Origin of the sequence: Pseudomonas sp. Z8(2022), assembly GCF_025837155.1 — a bacterium.
Taxonomy (GTDB): Bacteria; Pseudomonadota; Gammaproteobacteria; order Pseudomonadales; family Pseudomonadaceae; genus Aquipseudomonas.
Window position 1 is genome coordinate 4,241,671 of sequence record NZ_CP107549.1, and the last position, 13,788, is coordinate 4,255,458.

General features: G+C 65.9%; 14 protein-coding genes. All 14 read right to left on the reverse strand.

Annotated features, from left to right (window positions below; all coding sequences use genetic code 11):
• Positions 1-2 precede the first annotated feature (2 nt).
• The 14 genes from OEG79_RS20105 to OEG79_RS20170 all read right to left on the reverse strand — a co-directional run bounded on the left by OEG79_RS20105 (position 3) and on the right by OEG79_RS20170 (position 13,780).
• Positions 3-854, reverse strand: coding sequence for a biotin-independent malonate decarboxylase subunit beta (locus tag OEG79_RS20105; RefSeq protein WP_264146698.1), 852 nt, complete (start codon positions 852-854; stop codon positions 3-5).
• Positions 847-1,149: a malonate decarboxylase subunit delta gene (locus OEG79_RS20110; RefSeq protein WP_264146699.1), complete on the reverse strand. Its 303-nt coding sequence runs from the start codon at positions 1,147-1,149 to the stop codon at positions 847-849. The genes OEG79_RS20105 and OEG79_RS20110 overlap by 8 nt, the downstream gene beginning before the upstream one ends.
• 1 nt (position 1,150) lies before the next feature.
• Positions 1,151-2,029 carry a triphosphoribosyl-dephospho-CoA synthase gene (locus OEG79_RS20115; RefSeq protein ID WP_264146700.1) on the reverse strand — a complete coding sequence of 293 codons (879 nt, stop codon included), beginning with the start codon at positions 2,027-2,029 and terminating at the stop codon, positions 1,151-1,153.
• Entirely contained in the window at positions 2,029-3,696 is a 1,668-nt protein-coding gene (gene mdcA / locus OEG79_RS20120; RefSeq protein ID WP_264146701.1) for a malonate decarboxylase subunit alpha, read from the reverse strand. Before mdcA ends, OEG79_RS20115 begins: the two co-directional genes overlap by 1 nt.
• Positions 3,697-3,801: 105 nt before the next feature.
• Positions 3,802-4,773: a sensor domain-containing diguanylate cyclase gene (locus OEG79_RS20125; RefSeq protein WP_264146702.1), complete on the reverse strand. Its 972-nt coding sequence runs from the start codon at positions 4,771-4,773 to the stop codon at positions 3,802-3,804.
• A 79-nt stretch (positions 4,774-4,852) separates the two neighbouring features.
• On the reverse strand, positions 4,853-5,635 hold the full coding sequence (locus OEG79_RS20130; protein WP_264146703.1) for a type IV pili methyl-accepting chemotaxis transducer N-terminal domain-containing protein: 783 nt from the start codon (positions 5,633-5,635) through the stop codon (positions 4,853-4,855).
• 296 nt (positions 5,636-5,931) lie between these two features.
• On the reverse strand, positions 5,932-6,963 hold the full coding sequence (locus tag OEG79_RS20135) for a hypothetical protein (RefSeq protein WP_264148756.1): 1,032 nt from the start codon (positions 6,961-6,963) through the stop codon (positions 5,932-5,934).
• A gap of 9 nt (positions 6,964-6,972) precedes the next feature.
• Positions 6,973-7,887 carry a flagellar hook-associated protein FlgL gene (gene flgL, locus OEG79_RS20140; protein WP_264148757.1) on the reverse strand — a complete coding sequence of 305 codons (915 nt, stop codon included), beginning with the start codon at positions 7,885-7,887 and terminating at the stop codon, positions 6,973-6,975.
• Between the two features lie 27 nt (positions 7,888-7,914).
• Positions 7,915-9,282 (reverse strand): flagellar hook-associated protein FlgK, encoded by a 1,368-nt coding sequence (flgK, locus tag OEG79_RS20145; protein WP_264146704.1) that lies wholly within the window; start codon positions 9,280-9,282, stop codon positions 7,915-7,917.
• A gap of 3 nt (positions 9,283-9,285) precedes the next feature.
• Entirely contained in the window at positions 9,286-10,410 is a 1,125-nt protein-coding gene (locus OEG79_RS20150) for a transglycosylase SLT domain-containing protein (protein ID WP_264146705.1), read from the reverse strand.
• Between the two features lie 3 nt (positions 10,411-10,413).
• The gene (locus tag OEG79_RS20155; RefSeq protein ID WP_264146706.1) at positions 10,414-11,508 is read right to left on the reverse strand and encodes a flagellar basal body P-ring protein FlgI; all 1,095 of its coding nucleotides are present in this window, start codon (positions 11,506-11,508) and stop codon (positions 10,414-10,416) included.
• Between the two features lie 8 nt (positions 11,509-11,516).
• The gene (gene flgH / locus OEG79_RS20160; protein WP_264146707.1) at positions 11,517-12,179 is read right to left on the reverse strand and encodes a flagellar basal body L-ring protein FlgH; all 663 of its coding nucleotides are present in this window, start codon (positions 12,177-12,179) and stop codon (positions 11,517-11,519) included.
• Positions 12,180-12,184: 5 nt separating this feature from the next.
• On the reverse strand, positions 12,185-12,970 hold the full coding sequence (gene flgG, locus OEG79_RS20165; RefSeq protein WP_264146708.1) for a flagellar basal-body rod protein FlgG: 786 nt from the start codon (positions 12,968-12,970) through the stop codon (positions 12,185-12,187).
• A gap of 78 nt (positions 12,971-13,048) precedes the next feature.
• On the reverse strand, positions 13,049-13,780 hold the full coding sequence (locus OEG79_RS20170; protein WP_264146709.1) for a flagellar basal body rod protein FlgF: 732 nt from the start codon (positions 13,778-13,780) through the stop codon (positions 13,049-13,051).
• Positions 13,781-13,788 lie beyond the last annotated feature (8 nt).

Sequence of the window (13,788 nt, forward strand, 5' to 3'; positions counted from 1 at the left end):
GTTCATGCTCCCTGGTAGGCGCTGCGCACTGCAGCGGCATCGGCCTGGACCGAGGTATCGACGTCACGCAGACGCTGCAGGAACCAGGCGTGGCGACGGCTGCGTTCCAGCGCCGGCCTGCCCTTGGCGAACAGGCCATGCAGCTCGCTGCGAATGGCCTCGACGTCATCGGCCACGTAGCCGTCGACCAGGCCGCTGGCGTGGCGCTGCTCGCCGCCGGTCAGGCTCCAGATGAAGGGGCGGTCGCGCGAGTCATATTCATCGATCCCGGCTTCCTGCTCGATCACCTGCGGGCCGTTGAGCCCCAGGCGCGCCTCGCGGGTCACCAGCAGGTAGCTGCACAACCCGGCGGCGATGGACATGCCACCGAAGCAGCCGACCGGCCCGGCGACCAGGCCGATCACCGGCTGGTACTGGCGCAGCTCGACGATGGCCGCCTGGATCTCGGCAATGGCCGCCAGGCCCAGGTTGGCTTCCTGCAGGCGCACGCCGCCGGTTTCCAGCAGCAGCACGGCGCGGGTCGGCGTGCCGTTACGGTTGTCTTCGGCGGCCAGCTCCAGGCTGCCTGCGATCTTCGCCCCGCCCACTTCACCCAGGCTGCCGCCCTGGAAGGCGCCCTCGATGGCGATCACCACGGCTGGCTGGCCGTCGATCAGCCCCTTGGCCACCACCACGCCGTCATCGGCCTGGGGCACGATGCCCTGCCTGGGCAGCCAGGGCGAAATCAGCCGGGCGAAGGGGTCGAGCAGCTCGCGGAAGCTGCCGGCATCGAGCAGTGCGCGGGCCCGCTCGCGGGCACCGAGTTCGGTGAAGCTGCGCTGCGCCAGCAGGCGCTGGATGTTCTGCTCAGCCATGGTTCAGTTCCTCCAGGCCCTGTTCCAGGCGCAGGCGCACCACACCGGGTGTAGCGCCGAAATCATGAATGGCAATGTTCAGGGCGGGCAGCTGCTGCTGCTCGCGGAACATGCGCTCGAACAGCATCTGCCAGCGCGGCGCGCTGCCGTTGACCGAGGTGACCACCTCGATTGCCAGGGTGCCGGCCTGACCGGGTTCGAGCAGCACTTCCAGGTCGCCGGAGCCGACGCAGCCGACCAGCGCTCGGCCCTTGGCCGGTTGCCCGGCGGGGAATTGAAAAGACAGGGTTTCCATTTCACAGACTCCCAAGCTGCGCCGGCAGGCCACGCTGCAGGCGATCAAGGAACAGGGTGGCGGCGAGCAGATCGGCAGCGCCGCCAGGCGAGGCGCGTAGGCGCAGCATGTCGCGCTCCAGATCGCGCAGGCGGCGGCGACCGTCGAGGCTGGCGCAACCGCCAGCGGTGAGCACCGCACGGGCACCGCTCTGCATGCGGGTCAGCCCGGCGATGCCGGCGCGGTAAAGCACGCAGGTATCGGCCAGCCGGGTCATGATCGCCAGCAGCGCGTCCAGGCGGGCGTTCTGTTCCCCTGCCCAGGCAGCGCGGCTGCGCGCCAGTTGCGGCAGCGCCTGCTGGATTACCGCGGGGAAACCCAGTTGCGCTTCCTCGCGGGCACCATGCACGCCGTACAGACGGCAGACCTGAGCGCCATGGCTGTCGCCGGTGGCCGGTGCAGCGCGATCGTTGAGCAGGGCCAGGCGCGCGGCGCGCAGGGCGACCTGGGCTGGAGCCAGCTCGCCGATCTCCAGTGCGGCAGCCGCGCTGAGCAGCCCCAGTGCCCAGATGGCGCCACGATGGGTGTTGACGCCACCGGTGACGCGCAGCATTTCCTGCTCGCCTTCGCGGCCGATGCGGCCCACCTCTTCACGCAGCTGCAGATCAATCTCGCCACGCTGCTGGGCGGCTTCGGCCATGGCCTTGAAGCTCGGCCACAGGGCCAGCGCCGAGGCGTGCATCAAACCCAGGTGCAGATCGGTGTGCGCGCCGCTGCCGCGCCGGTCGACCAGGCCCGGCTTGGGCGACAGGTCGGCTTCGTCGATCAACGCCTCCACCGCCAGGTCGGCCAGCCAATCGCTCAGCGAGAGCTGGGGCTGAATTGCAGTCAGTGCATTCATCACCAGCTCCTGAACTTGGCAGGCGGGTTGTACAGGCCGCCCGACCACTCGACCAGTTCGGCGATGCTCTTGGCCGCGAGCAGTTCGCGGCTGGCATCGGTGCGACGGATGCCCAGGTCTTCGGGCAGGGCGATCAGCCCTTCGCGGCGCATGCGCGCGGTTTCCTTCGGATCGTGGCGCAGACCGATGGCGGTGACGCCGGCCACCGCGGCGATCATCGCCTGGCGTTCTTCCAGGGAGCGCGCCTTGTACAGGTAGGCGATGCCTTCCTCGGTGAGCAGGTGGGTGACGTCGTCGCCGTAGATCATGATCGGCGCCAGCGGCATGCCGGCCTTCTTCGCCACGTCGACGGCATCCAGACGCTCGACGAAAGTCGGTTTGCCGCCCTCCTGGAAGGTCTCGACCATCTGTACCACCAGCTTCTTGCCGCGCTCGAGCATCGTCACCGGGCCTTCGCCGCCGGGCGTCGCCATGTCCAGCCAGGCCGGCGTGCTGTGGCGACGACCGCGCGGGTCGTGACCCATGTTCGGCGCACCGCCGAAGCCGGCCAGGCGCCCACGGGTCACGGTGGAGGAATGGCCATCACCATCGACCTGCAGCGTGGCACCGATGAACAGATCGACCGCGTACTGCCCGGCCAGCTGGCACATCAGGCGGTTGGAGCGCATCGAGCCGTCGCGGCCGGTGAAGAACACGTCCGGACGCTGAGCGATATAGCCTTCCATGCCCAGCTCGGTGCCAAAGCAATGCACGCTTTCCACCCAGCCGGTTTCGATGGCCGGGATCAGCGTCGGGTGCGGGTTGAGCGTCCAGTTGCGGCAGATCTTGCCCTTCAGGCCCAGCGACTCGCCGTAGGTCGGCAGGATCAGCTCGATGGCGGCAGTGTTGAAGCCGATGCCGTGGTTAAGCGACTGCACATTATGTTTTTCGTAGATGCCGCGGATCGCCATCATCGCCATCAACACGTGCACCGGCTTGATATGACGCGGGTCGCGGGTGAACAGCGGCTCGATGTAGAAGGGCTTGTCGGCGACCACCACGAAGTCGACCCAGGAGGCGGGGATGTCCACGCGCGGCAGTTCGTCGACGATCTCGTTGACCTGGAAGATCACGATGCCGTCGGAAAACGCGGTGGGCTCGACCAGCGCCGGGGTGTCCTCGGTGCTCGGGCCGGTGTAGATGTTGCCGTGGCGGTCGGCCTGAAAGCCGGCGACCAGCGCGACGTTGGGGATCAGGTCCACCAGCAGGCGCGAGTAGAGTTCGATGTAGGTATGGATGGCGCCGACTTCCAGCAGGCCGTCTTCCAGCAGCTGGCCGATGCGCAGGCTCTGCGGCCCGGCGAAGGAGAAGTCGAGCTTGCGCGCAATGCCGCGTTCGAACAGATCGAGGTGCTCGGCGCGGCTGACGCTGGGCATGATCATGTGCAGATCGTGCAGGCGGCCGGGGTCGGCCTGGGCCAGCGAGCGGGAAAGGAAATCCGCCTGCTTCTGGTTGTTGCCTTCGAGCACCACACGGTCGCCGGGAGCGATCAGCGCTTCGAGGGCGGCCACGATCCTGTCGCTGGGCAGCACCACGCCATCGGCGAGGTGACGCACCTGATCGAGTCGCCGCGCTTTTTCCGCGCGACGGCGCGACCACTGCGGCGGTGGGGATATTGTTGTTGTCATTGAAGACTCCACGAGTTCCGCTGTCGTGGAGGCACCTTAGGAGCGTGACCGCCAGGTCATCAATCAAGCTGGCCGCGCAATCGTTACGCTCAGGTTAACGATTGCTCAAATGTGGGCGTCAGCAGCGCCATCCAGGGTCGAGTGCACAGGCATCTTGGCTACCTCCAGCCGGTCACGACCGCGTTGCTTGGCCTGGTAGAGCAGCTTGTCGACGCTGTTGAGGAAATCCAGCGCACGGTCTTGGGGGCCGGGTACGATGGTGCCGACACCGAGGCTGATGGTGAGCATGGACGACACCGACGAGCGCTCATGGGGAATGCGCTGCTGGCGCACCTGCTGGCGGCAGCGCTCGGCGATGTGGCGGGCGGCGGCCTCGTCGGTATCCGGCAGCACCAGCACGAATTCCTCGCCGCCGAAGCGGCCGATGAAATCCCGGGGCCGGCTGGCCGCGCGGCTCAGCGCCTGGCCGACACTCTTCAGGCAATCGTCGCCCTGGATATGGCCATAGTGGTCGTTGAACTGCTTGAAGTGATCGATATCCAGCAGGATCAGCGACAGCGGCTGCTGGGTGCGCTGGGCATTGGCCCATTCGCTGGCCAGCACCGTGTCGAACATGCGCCGGTTGGCGACGCCGGTGAGACCGTCCTTGTAGGAGTATTCCTCCAGCTGCTTCTGCAGGGTCAGCAGCTGTTCCTCAGTCTTCTTGCGCTCGCTGATGTCGAACATGAAGCCGATCAGCGAATCCACCTCGCCGTTGTCGTCGCGCACCACGTGCACCACGTCGCGAATCCACACGTAGTCGCCAGCGGCGGTCAGCGCACGGTAGTCAGCCTCATGATCGACGCCGTTCTGCGATTGCGCGACGCAGAATTGCACCACCTTCTCGCGGTCGTCCGGGTGCATGCGTGTCGCCCAGTCTTCGGCGCTGACCCAGCTGGCCTGCGACCAGCCCAGCAGCGTCTCGATCTGCGGGCCGATGTAGGCGAAGGTCATGGTCTTCCAGTCGATCTTCCAGGGGATCGCCCGGGTGGACTCCAGAAGAGTCTTGTAAACCGCCTGATCAGTTGCTTCGCTCATGCCTGCCACCTCTGCCCGCGTTGCGCTTCGTTATAGCGCAAAAAGCGGGCGGCCGAAGTGGCGATCCGGCGAACGACTGTCAGGCCTCTTTGGCCTGCAGACCTGCGTACAGGCGGGTCAGCTCGTTGAGCTGGCGGAACAGCGAGTCGGTGCTGACGGTGATCACGGTCGGCACGAAGTCCTGCGCAGCGTGCAGGTCGATACCCTTGAGGGTGAACCCCCAGTGGGCACGCGCGCGACGCTGCGCATTGGCGATTTCCTCGTTCGGCGTGCCGCGGGCTTCCAGTTCCTTGAGGATGATTTCGAAATCGCTCACCGCCTTGTCCAGCTTGGCGTCCAGATCCGGGGCCTGCACTTGCCAGGACTTGGCCATGTAGAGCATGGCGATGCGCTGGGTCTGCACGCGGGCCCAGCCGGTGCGGTGCACGGAGGCGCCCATGGCACCCAGGTGCTTGCCCATCAGGTCGCTGACGTTCTGCGTCTGTTGCAGCAGCTCCTCGCTGGTGGCCAGTACTGCCGCGGCCTTGGCGTGATCCGGCTTGGCTTCGATCTGCTGGCGATGGGCAGCCCAGGTGGCATCGACCTTGGCCAGCGCAGCCTTGATCTCGGCAGTCGGCGCGTAGCCGGTCAGCGCCTTCTGGCTGGCGTCGAAACGATCAACGGTTTCCTTGAGCTGACGCTGGGCCATGTCGACACGCACATCGGCGCCCAGCATCAGGTAGTTCTTGACCATGCGCTGGGTCAGCGAGCGTTGCAGGCCGGCCATGTTCATGGCTTCGGAATCGCTCAACTGCGCAAGGCTGGGCATGCTCACCAGGGCGGTGCAGGCAAGCAGAATGACGGACAGGTACTTCTTCAACACGTCGGTACTCCAATTCGAGGACAAGGCAATGCACCGCAGGCGAAGGCCGGCGGTGTAGGGGGAACCCTTTGGGGCGGGGTTTTTTATTGGAATGCGGGAGGCAGTTTCGGTGGGCGACTGGCCCAGATGCTGCGGAAAAAGGGCGCGATGATAGCCAGCAAAGGGCCATCATTCTGTGCAGTCAGTCATGAAGCGGACGACTGGTCGTCATCTTTTGCCGCGTTCGAATAAAAAAGCCGCCAGTCGCCATGAAGCAGGGGGAGGCGACTGACGGCTGAGGAGCCTGGTTAACGTGCTCAGGACAACAGACTGACCACCGTGGATCGGCTGATATTGGCCTGAGCGACGACGGTCTGGGTCACCGCGGCATAGCTGCTGGGGCTACGGCGCATGAGGTTGAAGACTTCGCTGGCGAATTCACGCGCCCACTCGCGCTCGTTCTGCTCGGCATGACGGGCGAGGAATTCGCGAATTTCCTCCTGACGATGGCTGAGCTGCTCGCGCAACGAGCCGATCTTTTCCAGCGCCGCCACCACCTCGTCCAGCGCCCGGCGCAACTCGCGGGCACCATCCAGGCGAGCGGCGTCGGGCAGGCTGAGCAACCGTTCTTCCTGGCTGACGACCGGCGCCGGGGCCTTGGCTGCCAGCTTGCCATCGCCCTGCACGCGCAGCTCGCCCTTGATCTGCTGCCACTCGCTTTCGCGAGCACTGAATTTCAGCGCGCCGCCATTATCGACTTCGGCGCGAATACCGGCCGGGCCGAGCCCGACGTTGAAGCGGCGCAGGATCTGCTGCTCGCTCAGCCCCTCGTCGAGCACCACCGCCAGCGGTTCGGCCAGCTTGCGCCCGGCGCTGAACAACAGGGTTTCCTTGCCGGCCTGCTGCACGCTGGTAATCGAATCCAGGCCCTGCAGGCTGAAGCGGCTACGCACCGGTTCATTGAGGCGCAGCTTGAAGCTGGCGTCCAGCGCCTCGCCAGACCGCTGACCACGCTCGGCGAGCAGCTTGTTCACCTGTTCCAGCTCGCGCTTGAGCCCTTCACGCTCGCCGATCTGAGCGTTGCTCAGCTCACGACTGAGGCTGAGCTTGAGCTGGCCGAGACGCGCGGCCAGTTCACCCAGGTAGCTTTCGGCCGCCTGCATCGAGGTCAACTGCTGATTGAGCTGCAGGTTGAAGGTGGCACTCTTGCCGCGCGGTTGCGGTGCCTGCTCGGCAGCGGGTGCCTGCTTGCGCTGGCGCTGTACCGCCTGCTCGCCCTGCACCGGGCGCCGCGCCTGTGGATCAAGCGCAGTGACGACGGGCAGCTGGGTATCGACCTTGATCACCAGTGTCTCTCCTTACAGCAGACTGAACAGCGACATCTGGTTGATCTTCAGGTAGGTCTTCTGCGTCGCACCCAGGGCCAGCTGGTAGTTGTTCAGATCGATGGTCGCCCCGGCGTAGTCGAGCTGCGACAGCTCGCCCTCGATCTTCTGGTTGACCAGCGACACGTCCTCGTTGCTTTCGTTGAGCAGAGTCAGGGCATTCTGCCGGCCGCCAAGCTCGGTGATGGTGCCCAGAACGCGACCGTGGGTTTCGTCCAGCGTGTCGATGGTTGCGATGATCTGCTGGCGCACGGCCGGATCGGTGGCATCCAGCGCCGGGTCCCGGAGGGTGTTGATCAGGCTGCGCAGCTCGTTGAGCATGCTCACGCCCGCGCCATAGACGCTCGCCGCGGTAACGTTCTCGTCGACCAGCACACCATTGGCCACGGCGGCCTGACGGTGCTTGTCGTTGCCGGTCAGGCTGTAGGTCTGGGTCGCGGCGTCGAAGCTCAGCGCCGGGGTGTCGCTGAGGGTACCGGAGAACAGGTAGCGGCCTTCTTCGTCGCGCACATTGGCGAAGCTGAAGATAGTGTCTTCGATGATCGACAGCTCGCCGGCCATGGCGGACAGGTCTTCGCTGGTGTTGGAGCCGTTGGCCGCCCACAGCAGCAGATCGCGCACGTTGAGCATGGCGTCGGAGGTGGACTTGAGGTTGGCCTCCTGGGTCGACAGGCTGCCCGAGACGTTGCCGATGTTCTTGCGGAACTGCTCCAGGCTCGCCTCTTCACGCTGCACGCGCAGCACCCGGACACTGGCGATGGGGTCGTCGGACGGCAGCAGGATGCGCTTGCCGGTGGCCATCTGCTGCATCAGCTTGCCCAGTTCGGCGGAACTGCCGTTCATCGAGTTGTGCATCATCGAGGTGATCTGCGAGTTGGTGATGCGCATCATGGCGAAATCTCTCTGGAAGGCGCGTCAGAACGCGGCAAGCATGTCGTCGAACAGCTGGTTGGCAGTGGTGATCACCTTCATGTTGGCCTGATAGGCCTGCTGATAGGTCATCAGGTTGACCGCTTCCTCGTCCAGACTCACGGCACTGACGCTGTCGCGTTGCGACTGGGCCTGCTGGGTCACGGTGGTGGCGGACTTGAGGTCGGCCTGATTCTGCCGGCTGTTGCTGGCGACCTGGCCGAGCAGGCCGGCGTAGGCGTCGTTGAGCGTGACCTGGCTGCCGTTCAGGGTGATGGTCTGGTTCTTCAGGGCGAGCAGGCCCAGCAGCGTTTCGTTGTTACCGGTTTCGCCTGCAGCAGAGGACAGTGCCAGTTGCTCGGCTGCCAGCGGCTCGACACTCAACAGCGCGCTGGTGCTGGCAGGGTCGTAGGCGAACAGCGGTTGACCCGGGTTGCCGTTGAGGTCGAAACCGGTGACGAGCACGTCATTGACCATCTGCGCCAGCTGGCTGGCCATGTCGTGCAGGGCCGCCAGGTTCGGCCGCAGGCTGCCGTACTCGACATCGTGGAGACCACCGAAGGCGCCACCGAAGCCATCCTGACGCAGCGGGAAGCTGGTACCGGCGAAGGCCAGGCCGACTTCCTGCTCGCCAGTCGCGGTCATCGCCACCTTGAGCTGACCGGCAGTCGGGCCGGCGACCAGCGGCTGGCCGTTGGCCAGGGCGACGCTGACCGCGCCATCCGCCGTTTCGTTGATGCGCAGCCTGGCGAACTGGCTGAGCTGACCGATCAGGCTCTCGCGATGATCGCGCAGCGCGGTGCTGTCACCCTTGACCGACTCGGTCTCGACGATCTTCTTGTTCAGCAGCGCGATGTTCTCGGTCAGGCCGTTGATTTCGGTGGCCATGGCCGTGCGCTGCTCCTGCAGTGCCTTGATCTGCGCATCGATGTTGCTGCTCAGACCGTTGAAGCGCTGTGCCAGGTTGCCGGCCTCACTGATGATCTGCTGGCGAAGGGCAATGGAGCCAGGCGTGGCGCTGGCTTCGCTGAGCGCAGCGAAGAACTGGTCGAGGCCGGCACTGATGCTCGAACCGTCGCCGGCCATCAGCGCCTCCAGCGCAGTCAGATACTGCTGCGAAGCGCTGTAGAAATTCTGCTCGGTGGTCGCACGCCACAGTTGCTGGTTGTGGAATTCGTTGGTCATGCGGCGGATGCTGATCACCTCGACACCGCCGCCGACACTCAGACCGCCCTGCCCGCCCAGTGACCCGGTAATGGTCTGCAGGCGGCTGAAACCCGGCGTATTGACGTTGGCGATGTTCTGCCCGGTGCTGGCCAGGGCGACCTGGCTGGCCCGCACGCCGCTGTAGGCGATCTGGTTGAGGATGCTCACGAATTAGGACTCCTGACGCTCGAAGCGCATCGGCTGAGCGAAAGCCGCCAGACGCGGCGCACGGGCATCGTCGGCAGCGAACTGGGCTGTTACTGAGGACAGGGCGACGGAATCGTCGGCAGACTTAAATTCGTCACGCACCAACGCCTGCTTGCCGGCAACGGCGCCGAGCAACAGACCGCTGTCGGCACTCAGGGCGCTGGCGAGCTGCTGACGGGTCTGCGCGCTGAGCGGGCTGCTGGCCTGGGCATCGTTCTTGACCGGCATCTCGGTCTTGGCCAGGTCGCCGAGAATCCTGCGCGTGTAGTCGCGGGTTTCCTGGAAGGGGATGCGCTCGATCCAGGCGCCGGTGGCGATCTCGCCACTGCGCGGATCGCCGTTGACCTTCAGCCACTCGTCGACGCGGCCGGGACCGGCGTTGTACGCCGCCAGTGCCAGGGCCTGGTGGCCGTCGTAACGCTGCAGCATCTTGTCCAGATAGGCGCTGCCCAGACGCTTGTTGTACGCCGCGTCCGTGGTCAGGCGGGTCTCGCTGAAAGGCAGGCCAAGCTCGGCGGCCATTTCCCGCGCGGTTTCCGGCATCAGCTGCATCAGGCCGCGGGCACCCTTGGGCGATACCGCGTCGACGCGGCCGGCCGACTCCTGCTGGATGACGCGATCGACCAGAGCGACAAAGCCCGCCGAGCCCTTGTCCCAGACCTTGCCGAGGCTGTCGACACCACGCTGCCAGGTGCTGCGCAGCGGCTCCAGCAGGCTGCTGGAGGAACGCTGCGGCAGTTCCGCCGAGCGCGCAGCGGCGGTGGCCGCGTCCATGTCCACCACGCTGTCGCCAGCACCGGACAGCTGCTTGACCAGCATGTCGGCGATACCGGTCTGCTTGCGCCCGGCCAGGGTCTCGGCCAGCACTTCGTCGTAGAAGTCGCGCATGGTGTCCATCTCGCGGCTGCGCATCGGGTTGCCTTCGGCGAGCACGTCGCTGGCCTTGCGCATCTGCTTGAGGATCTGCTGCAGGAACAAGGCCTCGAACTGCTCGGCCGCAGCCTGCAGCTGCTGCTCGCGGGCGGTGCCGATGCCGTCGGCGCTACCGCGGTGGCTGTTCATGTGTTGGGCGAGGGAAACGATGCTCATGGCTCAGATCACGATCAGTTCGGCATTGAGGGCACCGGCCTGCTCCAGCGCCTGGAGGATGCTCATGACATCGTCCGGGGTGGCGCCGAGGCTGTTCACGGTGTTGATGATGCTGTCCAGGCTGGCACCGTCGGGCCACTTGAACATGGCGTTCTTGTCCTGGCTTACGGCCACGTCGGAGCGCGGCACCACGGCGGTCTGGCCACCGGAGAAGGCGTTGGGCTGGCTGACCTGCGGGTTCTCGCTGATGGTCACGGTCAGGGTGCCGTGAGCCACGGCCGCGGCCTTGACGCGCACGCCCTGGCCAACCACCACGGTGCCGGTACGGCTGTTGAACACCACGCGCGGACGCTCGCGGCCTTCCTCGACCTCCAGACCTTCGAGCAGGGCCATGAAGCCGATGCGCTGGGTGCTGGTGATTGGCGCGCGAATGGCGATCTTGGTCGAGTTCAGCGCGCTGGCGGTGCCGCTGCCGAAACGGCCGTTGACCGCCTCGACTACCCGTGCAGCGGTCTGGAAGCTCGGCTGACGCAGGTTGAGCATGACTTCGTCGCGGGTGCTGAAATCGCTGGAAATCAGCCGCTCGACGGTGGCGCCGTTGGGCACGCGGCCGCTGTTGGCGGAGTTGATCGCCACGCTGGAACCGCTCTGCCCGGAAGCATTGAGGCCGCCGACGACGATGGCGCCCTGGGCCAGGGCATAGGTTTCGCCGTCGACGCCCTGCAGCGGGGTCATCAGCAGCTGGCCGCCGCGCAGGCTCTTGGCATCGCCCAGCGACGCGACCGTGACATCGACGGTCTGCCCAGGACTGTAGGATGGCGGAATCTCTGCAGTCACGGTGACCGCCGCGACGTTCTTCAGCTTGGGATCGACGTTCGGCGGCAGGTTGATGCCGAACTGCTTGATCATGTTGGCCACCGACTGGCTGGTGAACTTCACCTGGTTCTTGTCGCCGGTACCGTCGAGGCCGACCACCAGGCCGTAGCCGATCAGCTGGTTGCCGCGGATGCCCTCGATATCCACCAGGTCCATCAGCGGCACGGCCTTGGCCGATAGCGGCCAGGCCAGGAACAGGGCGACGATTGAACGTTTGAGCATGACCGGCCTCAGAGCGGGAACAGCGGGGAAGTGAAGAAACGCGTCAGCCAGCCTGCCGAGTTGCTGTCATTGAGCACGCCGCGGCCGGCGTAGGAGATGCGCGCGTTGGCCACGTTCTGCGAGGACACCTGATTGGCGCGGTTGATGTCGTCCATGCGCACCAGGCCGACCAGACGGATGTATTCGTCGCCCTGGTTCAGGCGCAAGGCTTTCTCGCCCTTGATCAGCAGGGTGCCGTTGGGCAGCACCCGATGCACGGTGACCGCGATGGAGCCGCGCAGGGTGTTCTGCTGCGAGCTGCGCGCCGAGCCATTGAAGTCGCGCTCGGCCTCGGCGGAGCTTTGCAGACGGTCGTAGCTCTTGTTCAGCACGGTGGGAATGCCGACGGAAACGCCCGAGCTCTTGCCGAAGCTGGTGCCCGCGCTCTTGCTCGACTGGGTGGACTCGTCGAGCACCACGGTGAGGATGTCACCGACCCGTACTGCACGCTTGTCGCCGGTCAGCGAGCCGCTGTAGCCGCTGCGGAACAGCCCGCCACCGGTGGTCGGCGGCACGCTGTAGTCCAGCTCCAGCGGCTCGTAGTGGCTGGAGTCCTCGTCGGGCAGCATCTCGTTGAAGCTGGCGCAGCCGCCGAGGGCCAGAAGCAGTACGAGCGGAAGCAGGCGGGTCATGGCGATCACACGGTCTGGTTGAGGAACTGCTGCATGCCCGACGCGGCGTCGAGCACCTTGGCGTTGGCCTCGTAGGCGCGCTGGATGGAGATCATCGCCACCATCGCCTCGACCACCTGCACGTTGGAGCCTTCCAGCACGCCCTGCTTGAGGCTGCCCAGACCTTCCTCGCCCGGCACGCCTTCGACCGGCTCGCCGCTGGCCACGGTTTCGCGGTAGAGGTTGCCGCCGAGCGCCTCGAGACCGCCCGGGTTGGTGAAGTTGACCAGGGTGATCTGGCCCAGCTCGGTCGGCATGCTGTCGCCGGCCAGCACCGCGGTGACGATGCCGTCGCTGCCCACGGTGAAACGGCTGCTGCCGGCCGGCACTTCGATCGCCGGAGTCAGCGGCAGCCCCTGGGAGTTGACGATCATGCCTTCGGCATTGAGCTGCAGCTGACCGTTCTCGGTGTAGTAGATATCGCCATTGGGCGCTTCCACCTGGAAGAAGCCGGCGCCGACGATGGCCAGATCCATCGGCTGGCCAGTGGCCTGGATGCTGCCCTCGGTGAACACCTTCTGCGTGCCGGCCACGCGCACGCCGCTACCGAGCTGGATGCCCGAGGGTACGGTGTTGACCTCGTCGGCCTGCGCGCCCGGCTGCAGTTCGATGGCGTAGAACAGGTCCTCGAACACCACGCGGTCGCTCTTGAAACCAGTGGTGTTGACGTTGGCCAGGTTGTTGGCCACGGTGCCCATGGCCTTGTCCTGGGCGGCCAGGCCGGTCTTGCTGACCCAAAGTGCGGAACTCATGTGCTTTACCTCTTCTGTCAGTAGCCCGGATGCAATCCGGGAGCGATTTCCCCGGAGCGCATCCGGGCTACGTATTCATCAACTGCCGCGAATCATCCGGTTGCCGGCTTCGGACAGGTCTTCGGCAGCCTTCATCATCTTCACCTGAGTCTCGAACAGGCGGTTCAGGCTCATGGTCGCCACCAGCTGATCGATGGCGCCGACGTTGCTCGCCTCCAGATAGCCCGACAGCAGTGCCGGCGCCTCCAGATCTTCGGCCGGCTGGCCGTCGATACGCACCAGCAGGCCGCTGGCATCCTTGGTCAGGTCGGCGGCGTCGACATCCACCACGCGGATGCGGTCCACCTCGGCGGTGACGAAATCACCACGCGGGACCACCGACACGGTGCCGTCACGGCCGATATGCAGGCTGTCGTATTCGGGCAGCACGATGGGGCCGCCCTCGCCCAGCACGGCGCGACCGTTGAGGGTCAGACGCAGGTCGGCATCGACCTGCAGCGCACCGTTGCGGGTGTAGCGCTCGGCGCCGTCATCACCTTCCACGGCGAACAGGCCGCGGCCCTGGATCGCCACGTCGAGGTCGCGACCGGTGGCCATCAGCTCACCAGGCGCCAGATTGACGCCGTTGTTCTGCACCCGCGCCAGGTGACGGCTGTCGTAGCCGTAGCCCTCGACCTTCACGGCCTGAGCCTGCTCCAGATCGGCGCGGAAGCCGGGGGTGTTGACGTTGGCCAGGTTGTTGGCACGCACCGTGAGCGAGCTCATGGTGCGGCTGGCGGCGGTCATTGCGGTGTAACCGAGACGATCCATGGGTCAAC